This is a genomic window from Variovorax sp. 3319 (assembly GCF_031456585.1).
Classification (GTDB): domain Bacteria; phylum Pseudomonadota; class Gammaproteobacteria; order Burkholderiales; family Burkholderiaceae_C; genus Variovorax; species Variovorax paradoxus_P.
The window spans coordinates 105,130-122,093 of record NZ_JAVDUZ010000002.1 but is presented as its reverse complement, the minus strand read 5'-3'; the positions used below and the strand labels follow the sequence as shown (position 1 = coordinate 122,093).

Annotated in this window: 12 protein-coding genes; 3 read left to right on the top strand and 9 right to left on the bottom strand. The window is 66.4% G+C overall.

Going from position 1 to position 16,964, the window contains the following annotated elements:
• Nucleotides 1–130 precede the first annotated feature (130 nt).
• Nucleotides 131–3,352, top strand: coding sequence for a cytochrome P450 (locus J2X67_RS04915; RefSeq protein WP_309951060.1), 3,222 nt, complete (start codon nt 131–133; stop codon nt 3,350–3,352).
• A gap of 18 nt (nt 3,353–3,370) precedes the next feature.
• On the opposite strand, the gene J2X67_RS04910 is transcribed toward J2X67_RS04915, so the two are convergent.
• From J2X67_RS04910 to J2X67_RS04890, 5 genes are all read right to left on the bottom strand, one after another.
• Nucleotides 3,371–4,144, bottom strand: coding sequence for an alpha/beta hydrolase (locus J2X67_RS04910; protein ID WP_309951058.1), 774 nt, complete (start codon nt 4,142–4,144; stop codon nt 3,371–3,373).
• Between the two features lie 93 nt (nt 4,145–4,237).
• On the bottom strand, nt 4,238–4,873 hold the full coding sequence (locus J2X67_RS04905; protein ID WP_126748319.1) for a TetR/AcrR family transcriptional regulator: 636 nt from the start codon (nt 4,871–4,873) through the stop codon (nt 4,238–4,240).
• 40 nt (nt 4,874–4,913) lie between these two features.
• Nucleotides 4,914–5,447, bottom strand: coding sequence for a phasin family protein (locus J2X67_RS04900; protein ID WP_309951056.1), 534 nt, complete (start codon nt 5,445–5,447; stop codon nt 4,914–4,916).
• A gap of 23 nt (nt 5,448–5,470) precedes the next feature.
• A complete protein-coding gene (locus J2X67_RS04895; RefSeq protein ID WP_309951053.1) occupies nt 5,471–6,025 on the bottom strand; it encodes a hypothetical protein in 555 nt (184 codons plus the stop codon).
• Nucleotides 6,026–6,160: 135 nt separating this feature from the next.
• Nucleotides 6,161–7,852: a wax ester/triacylglycerol synthase family O-acyltransferase gene (locus J2X67_RS04890; RefSeq protein WP_309951049.1), complete on the bottom strand. Its 1,692-nt coding sequence runs from the start codon at nt 7,850–7,852 to the stop codon at nt 6,161–6,163.
• A gap of 188 nt (nt 7,853–8,040) precedes the next feature.
• On the opposite strand from J2X67_RS04890, the gene J2X67_RS04885 reads away from it, so the two are divergent.
• The gene (locus J2X67_RS04885; protein WP_309951047.1) at nt 8,041–10,089 is read left to right on the top strand and encodes a prolyl oligopeptidase family serine peptidase; all 2,049 of its coding nucleotides are present in this window, start codon (nt 8,041–8,043) and stop codon (nt 10,087–10,089) included.
• Nucleotides 10,086–11,009: an arginase gene (gene rocF, locus J2X67_RS04880; protein WP_309951045.1), complete on the top strand. Its 924-nt coding sequence runs from the start codon at nt 10,086–10,088 to the stop codon at nt 11,007–11,009. Before J2X67_RS04885 ends, rocF begins: the two co-directional genes overlap by 4 nt.
• Before the next feature lie 22 nt (nt 11,010–11,031).
• Here rocF and J2X67_RS04875 read toward each other — a convergent pair whose 3' ends face one another.
• The 4 genes from J2X67_RS04875 to J2X67_RS04860 form a co-directional block, all read right to left on the bottom strand.
• Complete coding sequence (locus tag J2X67_RS04875) at nt 11,032–11,715, bottom strand: DUF2242 domain-containing protein (RefSeq protein WP_309951043.1); 684 nt, start codon at nt 11,713–11,715, stop codon at nt 11,032–11,034.
• Between the two features lie 106 nt (nt 11,716–11,821).
• Complete coding sequence (locus J2X67_RS04870; RefSeq protein WP_309951041.1) at nt 11,822–12,475, bottom strand: nucleoside/nucleotide kinase family protein; 654 nt, start codon at nt 12,473–12,475, stop codon at nt 11,822–11,824.
• A 30-nt stretch (nt 12,476–12,505) separates the two neighbouring features.
• Nucleotides 12,506–13,777, bottom strand: a complete 1,272-nt coding sequence (locus J2X67_RS04865) for a Glu/Leu/Phe/Val dehydrogenase (protein ID WP_309951039.1) — start codon at nt 13,775–13,777, stop codon at nt 12,506–12,508.
• Between the two features lie 159 nt (nt 13,778–13,936).
• Complete coding sequence (locus J2X67_RS04860) at nt 13,937–16,915, bottom strand: L-glutamate gamma-semialdehyde dehydrogenase (RefSeq protein WP_309951037.1); 2,979 nt, start codon at nt 16,913–16,915, stop codon at nt 13,937–13,939.
• Nucleotides 16,916–16,964 lie beyond the last annotated feature (49 nt).

Genomic DNA, 16,964 nt, shown 5'->3' with positions numbered 1-16,964 from the left:
AACAAGCGGCGCCCGAGCACCGATCAAGCCTAAGGGAAACCCCGTCTGCCTTGTCCCCATGCCGCCGAGATACTCCGTGGAGTCACACCCCGGACATCCCGAAGCGGGTGCACTCCAAAGGCGCAAACCCATGGCAGGCAAGAACTCGCTCCATCCGATACCGCATCCGGCAAAGAAGCCTTTCGTAGGCAACCTTCTGTCGATCGGATCTGATTCGCCCGTGCTGGACATGTGGCGCATTGCGCAGGAGCTTGGCGGAATCTACTGGCTCGACATGCCGGGCATGCCTGTGATCGTGGTGTCGTCGCCCGCGCTGGTCGACGAACTGTGCGAAGAGCCGCGCTTCGACAAGAGCACGCGCGGTGCGCTGCGCCGGCTGCGGGCGGCATCGCACGGGCTCTTTACCTCGGACACGCACGAGGAAACGTGGTCCAAGCCGCACAACATTCTGTTGGCCAATTTCAGCCAGCGCGCAATGCAGGCCTACCACCCGATGATGCTGGACATTGCGAGCCAGCTGGTCACCAAATGGGAGCGCCTGAACTTTGACGAAGAGGTGGACGTGGTGCGCGACATGACCGCGCTCACCCTCGACACCATCGGTCTTTGCGGCTTTGGCTACCGCTTCAATTCGTTTTACCGCGAAGGTTTTCATCCCTTCGTCGATGCGATGGTGCGCACGCTCGAAACGGTGCAGAACCGCCGCGGCCTTCCGCTCGAAGAGCTCATGCTCAAGAAAGAGCTTGCGCAGCAGCGCAAGGACATCCGCTACATGCACAAGATGGTGGAAGACATCATCGAGGAGCGGCGGGCGAGCGGCGCCGACATTGCCACCAAGCCCGATCTCTTGAGCTACATGATCGCGGGCGTCGACAAGAAGAGCGGTGAGCAGCTCACCGACAAGATGATCCGCGACGAGTGCATCGAATTCCTCATCGCGGGACATGAAACCACGAGCGGCCTGCTCTCGTTTGCCATCTACTTCCTGCTCAACAACCCCGAGGCAATGGCCAAGGCCCAGGCCGAGGTGGACAGCGTGCTGGGCGGCGACACCTCGCAGAAGCCCACTTATGCGCAGGTGAACCGGCTGACCTACGTGCTGCAGGTGCTGAAGGAGTCGCTGCGCCTGTACCCCACCGCGCCCGCAATCTCGATGCGCGCGAAGGAGGACACGACGATCGGCGGCCAGTACACGATCAAGAAGAACAACATGGTCATCATGCATGCGCTCGCGCTGCATCGCGACAAGGGCATCTGGGGTGATAACGCAGACCAGTTCAACCCAGACAACTTCAGCCGCGAAGCCGAACGCGAACGGCCGGTCAACGCATTCAAACCCTTCGGCAACGGGCAGCGCGCCTGCATCGGGCGGCAGTTTGCACTGCAAGAGGCGGTGCTTACGCTGGGCATGATCCTGCAGCGCTTCAACCTGGTCGACCACACCGGCTACAAGCTCAAGATCAAGGAGGCGCTGACGATCAAGCCCGAAGGCTTCAAGATCAAGGCGCTGCTGCGCGACCCCGCCTCGCGCCCGCGTGGCAACGGCGAGACCACCGCCGCCGCGCCGGATGCGCCCGCCAAACCCGCGGCGCGCAAGCCACAGGCTGCGCGCCACAGCACCTCGCTGCTGGTGCTGCAGGGCTCCAACCTTGGCACCGCCGAAGACCTGGCGCGCCAGCTGGCCGAGGCCGGCGAGCTGCGCGGCTTTTCCACGCAGGTGGCTTCGCTCGACGACTATGCCGAGCGGCTGCCCGCGAACGGCGCGGTGGCGATCGTCTGCGCCTCTTACAACGGCGTGGCACCCGACAACGCGGCCGAGTTCCATCGCTGGCTCGACAAGGCCGACGACTCGCTCAACGGCGTGCGCTTCAGCGTGTTCGGCTGCGGCAATACCGATTGGGCCGCCACCTACCAGGCGGTGCCGCGGCGCATCGACGAGCGGCTCCAGGCACTTGGCGCCACGCGCGTGCATCCGCGCGGCGAAGGCGATGCGCGCGAAGACATGGACGGCGCCTTCCAGGACTGGAGCGACGCGCTCTGGCCCGAGCTGGTGAAGACCTTCGGCATCCAGGCCGGTGCCGACACGCCCGCCGAGGCCGAGCCGCTCTACACGCTCGAAGAACTGCCGCCGCCGCAGAAGAACGCGCTGGTCGATGCACTCGGCGCCGTGGCGCTGCGCGTCGTGGAGAACCGCGAGCTGCAAAGCCCCGGCGGCGATGCGGGGAGCAGCCGCTCCACGCGCCACGTGGAGCTGATGCTGCCTGAAGGCGTCGACTATGTGCCCGGCGATCACCTGAGCGTGGTGCCGCGCAACAGCCCCGCGCAGGTAGAGCGCGCAATGGCCCGCTTCGGCTTCGACCGCTCCGCGCACGTGCGGCTGCATGCCGCTGCGGGCCGCAAGGCGGCCCTGCCGGTCGACCAGGTGGTGGCCGTCGACCGCCTGCTGGGCGACTACGTCGAGCTGCAGGACGTGGCCACGCGCAAGCAGATTGCCACGCTCGCGGCCTACACCGAATGCCCTTTCACCAAGCCCAGGCTCATGGCACTCTCGGGCAGCGACGAGGCTTCGCAGGCCGCCTACAGGGCCGAGGTGCTGCACAAGCGCAAGTCGCTGCTCGACCTGCTCGAGGAGCACCGCGCATGCCAGGTGCCGTTTGCGGTGTTTCTTGAAATGCTGTCGCCGCTGTCGCCGCGCTACTACTCGATTTCTTCTTCGCCCTCGATGACGCCGGGGCGATGCAGCGTCACAGTGGGCGTGGTGAGTGCACCGGCGCTTTCGGGCAATGGCACCTTCGAGGGCGTGTGCTCCAACTACCTTGCGCGCGCCGAAGCTGGCGACACGGTGCACGGCGTGATCCGCGAAACCACGGCCGAAGGCTTTCGCCTGCCTGAGGACGCGCAGCGCCCGCTCGTCATGATCGGCCCCGGCACCGGCCTGGCGCCGTTCCGCGGCTTTCTGCAAGAGCGCGCGGCGCGGGTCGAGCGGGGCGAAGCGCTGGGCGATGCAATGCTGTTCTTCGGCTGCCGGCACCCGGAGCAAGATTTCATTTATGCAGAAGAACTCAAGGCCTGGTCGCACCGCGAGCTGATGAAGCTGCACACGGCCTTCTCACGCTCGGGCGAGCGCAAGGTGTATGTGCAAGACCTCATCCGCGAGCAGGGCGCGGCCGTGTGGAAGCTGCTCGAAGCGGGCGCGGTGATCTACGTGTGCGGCGACGGTTCGCGCATGGAGCCCGACGTGCGCCGCACGCTCGCCGACCTGGCCCGCGAGCATGGCCACGACAGCAATGCCTGGATGGACAAGATGATTGCCGACCAGCGCTACGTGCTGGACGTGTGGGCGGGGGCCTAGCCCCAGCGGCTCAGCTCATCAGACCTCGCGGTCTGGATCGGGATAGACCAGCGGCCCGAGCAGGCCGCGGTTGAAGGGCTTCCACTTGCCCTCGGGCTGCGCAAGGCGGTCGGCCACCGCGTAAAGCACGGCGGGGTGGCCGCCAAGCCCCAGGTGGCTTGCCACCACTTCGATGTTTTCCGCCTTGGGCCCGGGCTTTTCGAGGCTGCAGCGCCATGCAACGACACCGTCGGTGCGGCTGAAGATCGACGTGGTGGGCACCGGCGGCGTGGGCTGCACGAACTTCATGCGGCGCGGGTCGTGCGAGCTCTGGCCGCTCACGCCCTCGTACACGCGCCATGCATTGGTGGCGCGCGGGCTGCCGGAAAACGGGCTGCCCAAAGTGATAACGTTGCGCACCAGGTCTGGCTGTGCGGACGCGAGAAGCCGCGCATAGATGCCGCCAAGGCTCCAGCCGATCACGCTGACCTTCTGGCCGCTCTTTTCATTCAGCGACTTGAGCAGCGCAAGCATGCCGTCTTCGACGCCCTCGCGCGGGCCGAAGTTGCGGCCCAGGCCCCAGCCGTGTGCGTCGTAGCCGCGGCTGCGAAGGTAGCGGCGCAGCAGCAACGTGGAGCCGTCGCCCGCCACGAGCCCCGGCAATACGATCACGGGGTGCCCATCGCCGCGCGGCGTGAGCTGCAGCAGCGGCCACATCGCGACGCCGGCACCTGTTTCCCAAAGTGCGCGTGCTTCGGCCAGCATCAGCAGGCCCGATGGTGGCGCAATGTGTTCTCGGGTGGCGGTGGTCATGGGGGCGGCTTTCCTGTTTATCTCTGTTTCACTGTTGTGTGGGACGAGCATGGCGAACCAAAGTTTCACCGACTCGTCGGACAACTGCGATGTTTATCCGAGGTATTTGCCCCGCAGGTAATCGAGGTAAGCCCTCGATTCGCTCGAAACATACGGGGAAATCAAAGTGAGCGTATAAAAAGCCGCCAGTCCCGGGTCCGCCTGCGCGAGCGCATCGCGCCCCGGCACCAGGCGCTCGAACGAGAGCCAGCAAGTGGTGGTGAAAACCATCTGCAGCGCCAGAATGCGCGCCTGCTCTGCGCTGGTCTGGATGACGCCCGAGGCCACCAGCCCTTCGCAAAGCGCCTGGGCCGCCAGAAGGTTCTGAGCGGTGAGCGCCTGCGCGCGCTGTCCGAGCGCGGGGTATTCGCCGGCCAGGAAAGCCATGTCGCGGTAGATGAAGCGGTACTCGTCGATGGCCTCGAAGCGCAGGTGCAGCGCAAGCCAGAGGTCGTCGATGGCCGCAATCGAATCCGAAGATCCATTGAGCACTTCGAGCCGCTGCTCGAAGCGCCTGAACAGCCACTCGACGATCAGCTGCTTGGCCTTGAAGTGGTAGTGCAGGTTGCCCGGGCTCATGCCGAGCTCGGCCGCAATCTTGTGGGTGGACACCGCCGCAAGGCCCTCCGCATTGAACAGCGCAAGGCTGGTCTGCAGGATGCGATCGCGCGTGGTGTTGGAACTGGCCACAACCGGCTGGTGCGTGCGTCGGTGTTCGCTGGGCCGGGGCTCAGCGCTTGCCGCTGGCGCGCGGGCTGGCGTTCTTTGGTTCGAGCTCGGCAAGGCGTTCGCGCAGCCGGGCCACTTCGGCGCGCAGTGCCTGCACCTCTTGCGCGCTGGGCATGCCGAGCCGCTCCAGGGCGGTAGCCACGCGCTGGTCGAACACGTCCTCGAATTTGCGCAGGCCGAAACTGTCGAGGCTCGGAAAGCCGCGCGTGAGCGGGGCCTTGGCAGCGCCAGCGGTTGCGTCGAGCTTGCCCTGGCCGATGCCGAGCAAGCCTTCGATCACATTGGCCTGGCGCTTGGCGACGTCGTCGCGCACATTGCCGAGCGCCTTCAGGCCCGCGCGAAGCAGGCCCTCGGCCCCGCCGGTCTTTTCGGCCGGCCGGGCCTTGGGTGCGGTGGCAGCAGGTTTTTTTCTGGCTGCCGCAGCCGTTTTACTGACTGCGTGCACCTTCTTGGCCGCGGAGGCTTTCTTCGCAGGCGCCGCCCTCTTCTTCTTCAGATCGTCAGTCGGATCGGTCGAACGGGGTCGGGTCGCCATGCGTTGTTTGCTCCAGGGTCAGGTCAGGCCGCCTTGCGGGCGGTGGTGCGGCGAACCGGCTTCTTGGCGGCAGCCGCCTTGGCCTTCACGGTGCGCACGGGCTTGGCTTCTTCAGTGCCGCTCACGCGCACTTCGATCTGCTTGGCGCCGGCCACGATCTTGTCGGCAATTTGCACCGACACGTTGGCGATCGGCTGGTTCAGCGCGTTGAAGGTCTTGACCACCGAGGTGACGACTGGCGACTCGACGCCCGCCACGCGGCCGGCCACGGCTTCGATGCCGGTGGTGGTGCCCGCGGCCATGCGGTCCATCACCGAGACGATGCGGCCGGTGTCGATGTCCAGGCGGTTGGCCAGGAAGCCGTTGATCTTTTCTTGCGCGCCGATCAGGTTGGCCTTGACCTGTTCGCTCACCAGCGGAATCTGGCGGCTGCCCAGAAACTCGGTGTAGCGCGAAGCAGCGCCGCCAAGCAGGCGATGCACGCCGGCGCGGTAGGCACCCACCAGAGTCTTGCCGGCGTCGTTGTACTGGCCGATGACGTGGATGGCGGCGGAAGAGAAAGAGGCTTGCGTGGTCATGTGTCGATTTCCTGGAAGTTGAACGTTCGCGGGATTCGCGATGGGTTGATCTTCTTCCGGAGTGCCTAGGCCTGAAAAGCTAGAACTGTGGGAAAACTAGTCCAACTGCCCCAATTCCGGCCAAAGGCCTGCCAATCATGCCGCAGCAACCACCCTGGCGCGCTTGGCCGGCGCGGCGGGCTTGCGGGGCGCAGCCTTGGCCGGGGGCGTCTTGGTTGGCGCTTTCCTGGCCGGGGCCTTGGCGGCCGCGGTCTTTACCGCCGCCGGCTTCTTCACCGCCACCTTTTTTGCCGCGGGCTTCGGCACCGCCTTCGGGGCAGCCTTTGCAGCGGGCTTGGCCGCAGCCTTCACCGCGGGCGCCGGTTCGGGAGCAGCAGCCGCCTTCGCCGGCGCTGCGCCTGCAGCCGCAGGATGCGTCTGAGTCAGGTCCATCAGCAGCTTGTGCTCGGCCAGCATGTAGTCGCCAATCTCGGTGATGTCGGGCACCGCCCGCCGGCAGGCGATGAGGCCGTAGTCCATGCGCCCGTTGTAGCTCTGCACCGTCACGTTCAGCGCCGTGCCGTGGCTCGCAATTGACACCGGGTAGTAACTGGTGACCAGTGCCCCCGCAAAGTACATGGGGAACGGAGCGCCCGCCACGTTCGAAATGGCCACGTTGGCGGCCGGCGGCAGCAGGTTCACCAAGCCCGAGCGGCCGACCATCGACGCAATGCCCGACACCAGCCAGGGCGCCGCGAAGGTCGGAAAGTCGTCCAGGATCATGGCCTTGAAGCGGTTCATCGTCGACTTAGATGCGTTCGACGAGGTATTGATGGCCTTCAGGCGCTGCACCGGGTCGGTGATGTCCGTCGCCAGGCTCACCAGGATCATGCTGGCCTGGTTGTTGGCCGTGTCGTCGCCCGCTTCGCGCAGGCTCACCGGCACGCCCGCCACCAGCGGCTTGGCGGGCAACTCGTTGTTGTCGGCCAGGTAGTGGCGCAGTGCGCCGGCCACCGTGGCCATGACCACGTCGTTGAGCGACACGCCGAAGTGCCTGGCAATGTGCTTGGTCTCGGCCAGCGAAATGGTGCGGCCTGCAAAGGTGCGCTGGTTGGTGATCGACACGTTCAGCGATGTGCGCGGCGCAAACAGGTTGAACTTCTTCGGCGCGGTGGCGGCGTCTTTCTCGGCCGCTTTTTCGTCGGGCTTGGCCAGGCCGCCGAGCGCCCGCGCAATGGCCGGCGCCATCTTGAAGAGCTTGACGTATTGCTGCGCCGTGTTGCGCAGCGCCGCGGTCGCGAGCTCGGCCATGCCAAGCTGGTAGCCGCTGCTGCGCGGGCGTGCGCGCGGCGGCTTCACCACGCGCCCCGTCGCCTCCAGGTCGAAGATGGCCTTGCCGAGCGCCACGCCGGCCTGCCCGTCGATGCCCGCATGGTGCACCTTGGTGTACAGCGCCACCTGGCCGCTCTTGAGCCCGTCGATGATGAAAAACTCCCACATCGGGCGGCTGCGGTCGATGAGCGTGGAATGCAGCCGCGCCACGTATTGCTGCAACTGCCGGTTGGTGCCGGGCTTGGGCAGGGTGATGTGGCGCACGTGGTAGTCGAGATCGATATCGTCGTCTTCCACCCACACCGGGTTGGTCATGTCGAAGGGCATGAGCGCGAGCTTGCGCGTGAACACGTCGGCCAGGTGGATGCGGCTGGCCATGAACTGCTTGGCGTCCTCGTAGAAGTCGCCCTTGTAGCCCTTGGGCAGGTCGAGCACGTTGAGCGAGCCCACGTGCATCGGCATCTCGGGGGTCTCAAGGTGCAGGAAGGTGGCATCAAGACCGCTCAGGTGTTTCATGTGACATGTCTCCTTGTGTGCGCAGGCGCCGTTCGGCAGGATACCCGTGGGCAGCCCTGCGCACAGGGGCGAATCCGTCGAACGCGGGTTTGTCCCGAGCCCCCGGTGCATTGCGCTATGAATTCAATAGCTTCCGACGGGCCGCCAGGGACATCTCTTCTTTCACGCCGGATTCGTACACTGCGGCAATGACTTCAACCTCTTCCATGCAGACCGACGAGTTCCTTTGGCTCGAAGACATCGACGGCGCCGAACAGCTCGACTGGGCGCGCCAGCACAACGCGAAGACGGTGCAGCGCTATGCGCAGTCGCCTGCCTTCGAGCGTCTGGAGAAGGGCATTCTCGAAGTGCTCGATTCGGACGACCGCATTCCGATGGTGCGCAAGATCGGCCCGCTGTTCTACAACTTCTGGCGCGACAAGAAGAACCCCAAGGGCCTGTGGCGGCGCACCACGCTGGCCGAATACCGCAAGCCGCAGCCCGTCTGGGAAACCGTGATCGACCTCGACGCGCTGGCCGAAGCCGACAAGGAGAACTGGGTGTGGCACGGCGCGCAATGCCTGCAGCCCGAATACAAGCGCTGCCTGGTTTCGCTCTCTCGAGGCGGCGCCGACGCCAACGTGGTGCGCGAGTTCGACCTGGAGCTCAAGCAGTTTGTCGAAGGCGGCTTCACTTTGCCCGAGGCCAAGAGCAACGTGGCGTGGAAGGACATCGACCACCTCTACGTAGCCACCGACTTCGGCCACGGCTCGATGACCAGTTCAAGCTACCCGCGCATCGTCAAGGAATGGAAGCGTGGCACGCCGCTCGAAAGCGCATCGACCGTGTACGAAGGCAGCGCCGACGACATGACCGTGAGCGCCTGGCGCGACAACACGCCGGGCTTCGAGCGCGACTTCGTCTCGCGCCAGATGGACTTCTACGACAGCGAGACGTGGCTGCGCCATGCCGACGGCCGCCTTGTGAAGATCGACGTGCCCGACGATTCCAACGCCGACATCACCCGCGAGTGGATGCTGGTCGAACCGCGCAGCCCCTGGGCCGTGGGCGGCACCACCTACAAGCCGGGCTCGCTGCTGGCCGCAAGGTTCGACGACTACATGGCCGGCAAGCGCGAGCTCACCGTGCTGTTCGAGCCCAACGACACCACCGCGCTCGACGACCATTCGTGGACGCGCAACCACCTGATTCTCAACGTGATGCACGACGTGGTGAACAAGCTCGAAGTGCTCACCCCGCAAGCCGGCGAATGGAAGCGGGAGAGCCTGGGCGGCCCGCCCGAGCTTTCGACCATTGCGGCCGGCGGCATCGACGAAGACGAGAACGACGACTATTTTCTGACCGTGAGCGGCTTCCTGCAGCCGACCACGCTCTACATGGGCACCATCGGCAAGGGCGAGCCCGAACCGCTGAAAGACAGCCCCGGTTTCTTCGACGCCTCGCGCTACCGCGTGAGCCAGCACTTCGCCACGTCGAAGGACGGCACGCGCGTGCCGTATTTCGAAATCGCTCCGAAGAACCTTGAGGCCAACGGCAAGAACCCCACGCTGCAATACGCCTACGGCGGCTTCGAGATATCGCTGCAACCCAGCTACAGCGGCGCCATCGGCCGCGCATGGCTCGAGCAGGGCGGCGTGTACGTGGTCGCCAACATCCGCGGCGGCGGCGAGTACGGCCCGCGCTGGCACCAGGCCGCACTGCAGCAAAACCGCCTGCGCACCTGCGAAGACTTCGCGGCCGTTTCAGAGCACCTCATTGCACGCAACATCACGTCGCCGCCGCACCTGGGCGCCATGGGGGGCAGCAACGGCGGCCTGCTGATGGGCAACATGCTCACGCTGTACCCGCAGCTCTACGGCGCCATCGTGAGCGAGGTGGCGCTGCTCGACATGAAGCGCTACACGCATCTCTCGGCCGGCGCATCGTGGATTGCCGAATACGGCGATCCCGACCAGCCGGAGGAATGGGCGTGGATCAAGGCCTTCTCGCCGTATGAGAACGCGCAGAAGGGCCAGCCCTACCCTCCCGCACTCTTCACCACATCGACCCGCGACGACCGCGTGGGCCCGGTGCATGCGCGCAAGATGTACGCAAAGCTGGCTGCCATGGGCTACGACGCCAGCTTTTACGAGAACATGGAAGGCGGCCACAGCGCGGCCACCGACAACAAGGAGTCCGCCTTCATGGACGCCTTGGGCTACGCCTACCTGTGGAAGCACATCGGGCCATCGACATGAGCAACGGCAACGGAATCACCCTCGAACTGATCGGCGCACCCACCGACATCGGCGCCAGCGTGCGCGGCGCCGGCATGGGGCCCGACGCCCTGCGCGTGGCGGGCCTTCCGGAGGCGTTGGCGCGCCAGGGCTTTGCGGTGCTCGACCGCGGCAACCTCGCCGGCCCGGCCACGCCGTGGACCGCGCCGGCCAACGGCCTGCGGCACCTGGACGAAGTGATTGCGTGGAACCGCTCGGTGTATGCCGCGGTGGACACCGCGCTGGGCATCGGCCATGTGCCGCTCATGATGGGCGGCGACCATTGCCTTGCCATCGGCTCCATCAGCGCGGTAGCCTGGCATGCGCGCAAACGCGGCAAGAAGCTGCGCGTGCTGTGGCTGGACGCGCACTCCGACGTCAACACCGAAACCACCAGCCCTAGCGGCAACCTGCACGGCATGCCGGTTTCATGCCTGCTGGGCCACGGGCCGGCAGTGCTCACCGGCTGGAGCGGCGAGCGGGCGGCGCTGGAGCACGACGCCATCCGCTTCATCGGCATCCGCAGCGTCGATGCCGACGAGAAGGAGGCCATTCGCACGCTGGGGCTCAACGTGTTCGACATGCGCCACATCGACGAGCACGGCATGCGCACCACCATGACCGAGGCGCTGCAGGACGTGGACGAAGACACCCATCTGCACGTGAGCTTCGACCTCGACTGCCTCGACCCCAACATTGCGCCCGGCGTGGGCACCGGCGTGCGCGGCGGCCCCACCTACCGCGAAATGCAGCTGTGCATGGAAATGATCGCCGACACCGGCCGGCTCGGCTCGCTCGATGTGGTGGAACTCAACCCCGCACTCGATGTGCGCAACCAGACGGGGGAAGTGGCCGTGGAGCTGATCGAGAGCCTGTTCGGAAAATCGACGCTGGTGCGCTGACCGCGCTGGCGCGGGCCCGCGATCAGCCCGGGCTGGGCACCGGCTTCACCGGAAAGGTGGTGGCGGGCGCTCCGGGGTTCAGCGGCGCAGCCGGCCGCGGCGCTTCGGGTGCCACGCTGGGCGCCTCGGGCTCTTCGCCGCCCTGGCCTTCAAGAAAGCGGTCGAGCAATGCAAAGAAGCGGTCGTAGAACAGCTCGTCAGTAAGGGTTTCGCTGGCCACCTTGACCATGGCGTCGTCGCTGCCCGCAAAGGGCAGCGAGAGCGAGCCGATGGCGCCCACGCCCAGGCTGGCCGAGTTGTTGACCTTCTTGATGCCGTAGCGGTCTTGCAGCGCGGTGGCAAAGGCCACGGTGCTGCGCTTGCCCGACTTGCCGCCTTCGCGCGCGCACACCACGCGAAACTCGACCTCCACATGCACTTCGGCCGCCGGCTGGAAGCTCTTGCGGCCCGTCACCAGGTCGGTGTTGGCCGCGTTGATCATGTAGCCCTGGCTCAGCAGCGCGCGCCGCGCGGCTTCGCAGGTCTGGGCTTCGGTGGCCGTGTAGGTGCGCGTGTGGGTGGTGGTGGAGTCGAACTCCTCGGTTTCGTAGGACACGCGGCGCGAGCCGCTGCTGCCGCAGCCGGCGAGCACCAGGGCAGACAACAACCCGAGAACGAGAACCGGAACACGAAAGGCAGAAAAGGCGGAAGAGAGATTGGGATGCATGGTCGTCAAGAAGGGCGGCGAATGCTAACCGGCTGGCCTTGCAGCGCCGCCGGCGAAGCTTCGAGCATTGCGCGGCGCCAGTGTTCCCGGCAACGCAAGAGAATTTTCAGGACCAGTGCAGCACGAAGTGCGCGCGCCCGCGCGTTGCGGCAATGAGCCGGGCGTTGGGTGCATCGGTGGCGGCCACCCAGTCGCGCGCGGCCTCGGGGCTGCGGCCGAACTGCTGGTGGCGCTTCAGCAGGCGTTCTTCGCGCACCGCATCGTCGATGTCCACATACCAGACCTCGTCGAGCATGGCCGTGGCGCCCGCCCAGGGGCCTGCATCGTGCAGCAGGTAGTTGCCTTCGGTGATGACCAGCCGGGTCTCAGGCAGCACCGCGATGGCGCCGGCAATCGGCTCCTCGATCTCGCGGCGGAACTCGGGCGCGTAGACGATGGGGTCGCCCGGCCCCTGCTCGCGCAGCCGCTGCAGCAGCGCAACGTAGCCGGCGCTGTCGAAGGTGTCTGGGGCGCCCTTGCGGCTGGCGCGGCCGAGCCGTTGCAGCTCGACATTGGCCAGGTGAAAACCGTCCATCGGCACGACCTGCGCGCGATCGGTGCCCACGGCCCGGAGCAGTGCCGATGCAAGGGTGGACTTGCCCGCACCGGGCGCGCCGACGAGGCCGAGCAGCTTGCGCTGGCCGCCGGCCATCAGGGCCTGCAGGCGGGCCAGGCCGTCTGCGGGAATCGTAGAGAGTTGTGGCTCGGGGGTGGTGCTCATCCCCCGAGCGTACAACCTTGCCTCAGCGAATCAGGGGTACAGGCCGCGCTCTTGACGAGCCATCAGGATGCGTTCGCAGGCGACTGCATAAGTGGCCGTGCGCAGCGTGATCTTGTGCTTGTCGGCCGTGTCCCAGATCTGGTTGAGCGCGTTCATCATGATGCGGTCGAGCCGCACGTTGATCTCGTCCTCGTCCCAGAAGAAAGACGAGAAGTCTTGCACCCATTCGAAGTAGCTCACCGTTACGCCACCGGCATTGCAGATCACGTCGGGCACCACCAGCACGCCGCGTTCGGCAAGGATGTCGTCGGCCTGCGGCACCGTGGGACCGTTGGCGCCTTCGAGCACCAGCTTGGCCGATGTTTTCTGCGCGCGCTCGGCCGTGATCTGCCCTTCGAGCGCGGCCGGAATCAGGATGTCGCACGCCGTGTCCCAGAAGGCTTCGTTCGGCACCACGTCGCCGCCCTTGAAGGCAACCACGCCTTCCTTGTTGGCAATGGGAATGAGCTTTGCCAGGTCGAGGCCGTTGGTGTTGACGATGGTGCCGGTGTGGTCCTGCACCGCAACGATCTTGGCGCCCGCTTCGGCAAAGAGTTCGGCCGCAACCGAGCCCACGTTGCCGAAGCCCTGCACCGCAATGCGCGCACCGCGCAGGTCCATGCCCAGGCGGCGGGCCGCCTCGCGGCCGGTAACGAACACGCCGCGCCCGGTGGCCTTGACGCGGCCCAGCGAGCCGCCCAGGTGCAGCGGCTTGCCGGTGACCACGCCCGTGGCGGTGCCGCCCACATTCATCGAATACGTGTCCATCATCCACGCCATGATCTGGCCGTTGGTGTTGACGTCGGGCGCGGGAATGTCGGTGTGCGGGCCGATGATGATGCCGATCTCGCTGGTGTAGCGGCGGGTGATTTTTTCGAGTTCTTGCAGCGAAAGCTTCTTCGGGTCGACGCGGATGCCGCCCTTGGCACCGCCGTACGGCAGGTTGACCGCGGCGGTCTTGATGGTCATCCAGGCCGACAGGGCCATTACTTCTTCGAGCGTGACGTCGGGGTGAAAGCGCACGCCGCCCTTGCCCGGGCCGCGGCTCATGTTGTGCTGCACGCGGTAACCCTCGAAGTGGGCGATGGTGCCGTCGTCCATTTCGATCGGAACGTCGACGATCAGCGCACGCTTGGGGCGCTTGAGCGTTTCGACCCAGCGCGCCAGGGGGCCGAGGTACGGCACCACGCGGTCGACCTGCGAGAGGTAGGTGCCCCAGGGGCTATTGGCGGTCGGACTGACGAAGGAGAGCTTTTCACTCATGAGAGAACCCTTGGTTTGAACAGATGGCCGCAACAATAGACCTCTCGCGCCCGGTGCGCCATGGCTTATGCGCGCCGCGAAGGCGGTTATGCAAGAGAGGTTTGACCAAGCGCGCGTTTGTGCCAGCCATGCGAAAACAAAGACGCTCTTTCCCCTGCGCTACGCCACGGCGCTCAGCAGCGCGGCGTTGCCCCCGGCTGCCGTGGTGTTGACCGTGACCGTCTGCTCGGCGCAGAAGCGGTACAGGTAGTGCGGGCCGCCGGCCTTGGGCCCGGTGCCGCTCAGGCCCTCGCCGCCGAAAGGCTGCACGCCGACCACTGCGCCGATGATGTTGCGGTTGATGTAGATGTTGCCCACGTGCGCGCGCGAGGCCAACGCCTGGGCGCGCGAATCGATGCGCGTCTGAATGCCGAGGGTGAGGCCGTAGCCCAGCGCGTTGATGCGCTCGATCACCTCCGCGGGGTCGGCCAGCGTGCCGTGGCCCCAGCGCGCAATCTGCAACACCGGGCCGAAGATCTCGCTGGTCACGCTTTCGATGGAAGGCACCTCGTAGGCTTGCGGCGCGATAAGGTTGCCCTCCGCCGGCGCTGAAGAAGCAGCCGGAGCGAGAAGAGGCTTCGCCTCCGAATCCAGCCGCCGCAGGTGGCGCCGGATGTTGTCGGCCGCTTCACTGTCGATCACCGGGCCTACGTCAGTAGCAAGCAGCGCCGGGTCGCCGGCCACCAACTCCCCGGCCGCGCCGCGGATCATCTCGATCACCGCGCCGGCAATGCCGTCGTGGAGCACCAGCAGCCGCAATGCCGAGCAGCGCTGCCCAGCCGAACGGAACGCACTCTGCACTACCGCATCGACCACCTGTTCAGGTAGCGCGCTCGAATCGACCAGCATCGCGTTGATGCCTCCTGTCTCCGCAATCAGCGGCACGATGGGGCCGTCTTTTGCAGCCAGCGCGCGGTGAATGATGCGCGCCACCTGCGTCGAGCCGGTAAACACCACCCCTGCAACGCCCGGTGCGCCCACCAACGCGGCGCCCACCGTTTCACCCGGGCCGTGCAGCAGTTGCAGCGCATCGGCCGGTACGCCCGCGGCATGCAGCAGCTTGACGGCTTCGAGCGCGACGGCGGGCGTCTGCTCGGCCGGCTTGGCCAGCACCGTGTTGCCCGTGGCAAGCGCGGCCGCCACCTGGCCCATGAAGATCGCGAGCGGAAAATTCCATGGGCTGATGCACACCCACGGACCGCGCGCAGTCAGCCGCAACTCGTTGCTCTCGCCCGTGGGGCCGGGCAGCGCCACGGGTTGCATGATGCGTTCCGCTTCGTCCGCGTAGTAGCGCAGAAAGTCGATGGCCTCGCGCACTTCAGCCACCGCATCGCCCCAGGTCTTGAACGCCTCTTTCACCAGCAGCGCGCAGAAACGCGGCAATTCGCGCTGGAGCGCATCGGCGGCCTGGCGCAGCATGGCGACGCGGGCCTCGACCGGCGTCTTGCGCCATTGGCGAAAGCTGGCTGCGCTGGCGGCAACGGCTTTTGCTGCGCTGGCAGGGTCGAACTCTTCGACCCGGGGTACGGCGGTGGCATCCAGCGCCGCAAGCAGCGGCGCGCGCATCGACTCGACGGCAAGGTCCACACCCTCGCTGTTGCGCCTCGCAGGCGCGGGGCCGAAGAGCGCCGGCGGCAGCGGCAAGGCGGGGTTCGTCGGTTCGAGCCAGAGCGGGGACATGAGCAGCTCGCCGATATCCACGTCTTCGTCGCCCAACTGGTTCACGAACGATGAATTGGCGCCGTTCTCGAGCAGGCGCCGCACGAGGTAGGCGAGCAGGTCCTTGTGCTGGCCCACCGGGGCATACACGCGCACCGGTGCGGCGGTGCTCTTCATCACCTCGCGGTAGACGCCCTCGCCCATGCCATGCAGGCGCTGCAGCTCGAAAGGTGCTTGTGCCGCCTCGGCCATTTGCAGGATGGCCGCGATAGTGCCGGCGTTGTGGGTGGCAAATTGCGGATAGATCGCATCGGGCGCCGAGAGCAGCGCGCGTGCGCAGGCCAGGTAGCTGATGTCGCTGTGGTGCTTGTGCGTAAAGACCGGGTAGTGCGGCAGGCCGAGCTCCTGCGCGCGCTTGATCTCGGCGTCCCAGTAGGCGCCCTTCACCAGGCGGCACATCAGCCGCAGGCCATGTTTGCGCGCCACCGAAGTGACGTGCCCGATCAGTTCGAGCGCGCGCGTCTGATAGGCCTGCAGCGCAAGGCCAAAGCCGCGCCACTGCGGTTGCTCGGCGGCCACGCGCGCGGCCAGCGCCTCGAACACATCGAGCGAAAGTTCCAGCCGGTCGACCTCTTCGGCGTCGATGGTGAGGTTGAGGTTGGCAGCCGCCGCCAGCTCGCAAAGCTGCCACACACGCGGCACCAGCTCGCGCATCACGCGCTCGGCCTGCGCATATTCGTAGCGCGGGTGCAGCGCGCTCAGCTTGATTGAAATTCCATCGTTGTGCTCGGGCGCGCGCGCCGCGTCGGCCCCGGCGGCAATGGCATTGATGGCATGCGTGTAGCTCTGCAGGTAGCGCAGCGCATCGGCGTCGGTGCGCGCGCCCTCGCCCAGCATGTCGTAGCTGAAGCGCAGCGCATCTTGCTTGCGGTGCGCCGAGCGGGCTTCGCTCATGGCCTCTGCAATGGTCTGGCCCAGCACAAACTGGCGGCCCAGCAGTTGCACCGCGCGCAGCGTGGCCGCCACCACCGTGCGCGCGCCGAGCTTGGCCATCAGGCCGGGCGGGTGGTCGCCTTCGGGCAAGAACTTTTTCGACATTGCAATGGCGGCCGAAGACAGGCGCGACAGCGTCGAATCGGCGGAGCCGTCGAAATCGGCACGGCCCAGCTGGTCGGCCGTGAGCGCAACGGCGGTGGCGGCGTCGGGCACGCGAAGCAGTGCCTCTGCGAGCCGCATGAGCGCCAGGCCCTCGGCGCTCGAAATGGGGTATTCGCGTAGCAGGCTTTCCATGGCCCAGAACGGTGGCGGATGGCGGCGCACCGCCTCCACCCAAGGCCTGGCGGCGCTGGCCGCCGCGGCCCAATCGAGCGCACCTTCGAGCGAGGCGAGCCGGTGCGATACGACGTCCGCTTCAGGGCGGTAAGGGGTGGGCAGGTGCATGGCAGTTCCTTGGTTCTATCCCCTATGGTCTTTGGATATAGGCCGAATC

What these genes read in the sequence shown, in the direction of transcription:
- J2X67_RS04915 (WP_309951060.1), top strand. Translation starts at nt 131, where the DNA reads ATGGCAGGCAAGAACTCGCTCCATCCGATACCGCATCCGGCAAAGAAG.
- J2X67_RS04910 (WP_309951058.1), bottom strand. Translation starts at nt 4,144, where the DNA reads ATGACCACCGCCACCCGAGAACACATTGCGCCACCATCGGGCCTGCTG.
- J2X67_RS04900 (WP_309951056.1), bottom strand. Translation starts at nt 5,447, where the DNA reads ATGGCGACCCGACCCCGTTCGACCGATCCGACTGACGATCTGAAGAAG.
- J2X67_RS04895 (WP_309951053.1), bottom strand. Translation starts at nt 6,025, where the DNA reads ATGACCACGCAAGCCTCTTTCTCTTCCGCCGCCATCCACGTCATCGGC.
- J2X67_RS04890 (WP_309951049.1), bottom strand. Translation starts at nt 7,852, where the DNA reads ATGAAACACCTGAGCGGTCTTGATGCCACCTTCCTGCACCTTGAGACC.
- J2X67_RS04885 (WP_309951047.1), top strand. Translation starts at nt 8,041, where the DNA reads ATGACTTCAACCTCTTCCATGCAGACCGACGAGTTCCTTTGGCTCGAA.
- rocF (WP_309951045.1), top strand. Translation starts at nt 10,086, where the DNA reads ATGAGCAACGGCAACGGAATCACCCTCGAACTGATCGGCGCACCCACC.
- J2X67_RS04875 (WP_309951043.1), bottom strand. Translation starts at nt 11,715, where the DNA reads ATGCATCCCAATCTCTCTTCCGCCTTTTCTGCCTTTCGTGTTCCGGTT.
- J2X67_RS04870 (WP_309951041.1), bottom strand. Translation starts at nt 12,475, where the DNA reads ATGAGCACCACCCCCGAGCCACAACTCTCTACGATTCCCGCAGACGGC.
- J2X67_RS04865 (WP_309951039.1), bottom strand. Translation starts at nt 13,777, where the DNA reads ATGAGTGAAAAGCTCTCCTTCGTCAGTCCGACCGCCAATAGCCCCTGG.
- J2X67_RS04860 (WP_309951037.1), bottom strand. Translation starts at nt 16,915, where the DNA reads ATGCACCTGCCCACCCCTTACCGCCCTGAAGCGGACGTCGTATCGCAC.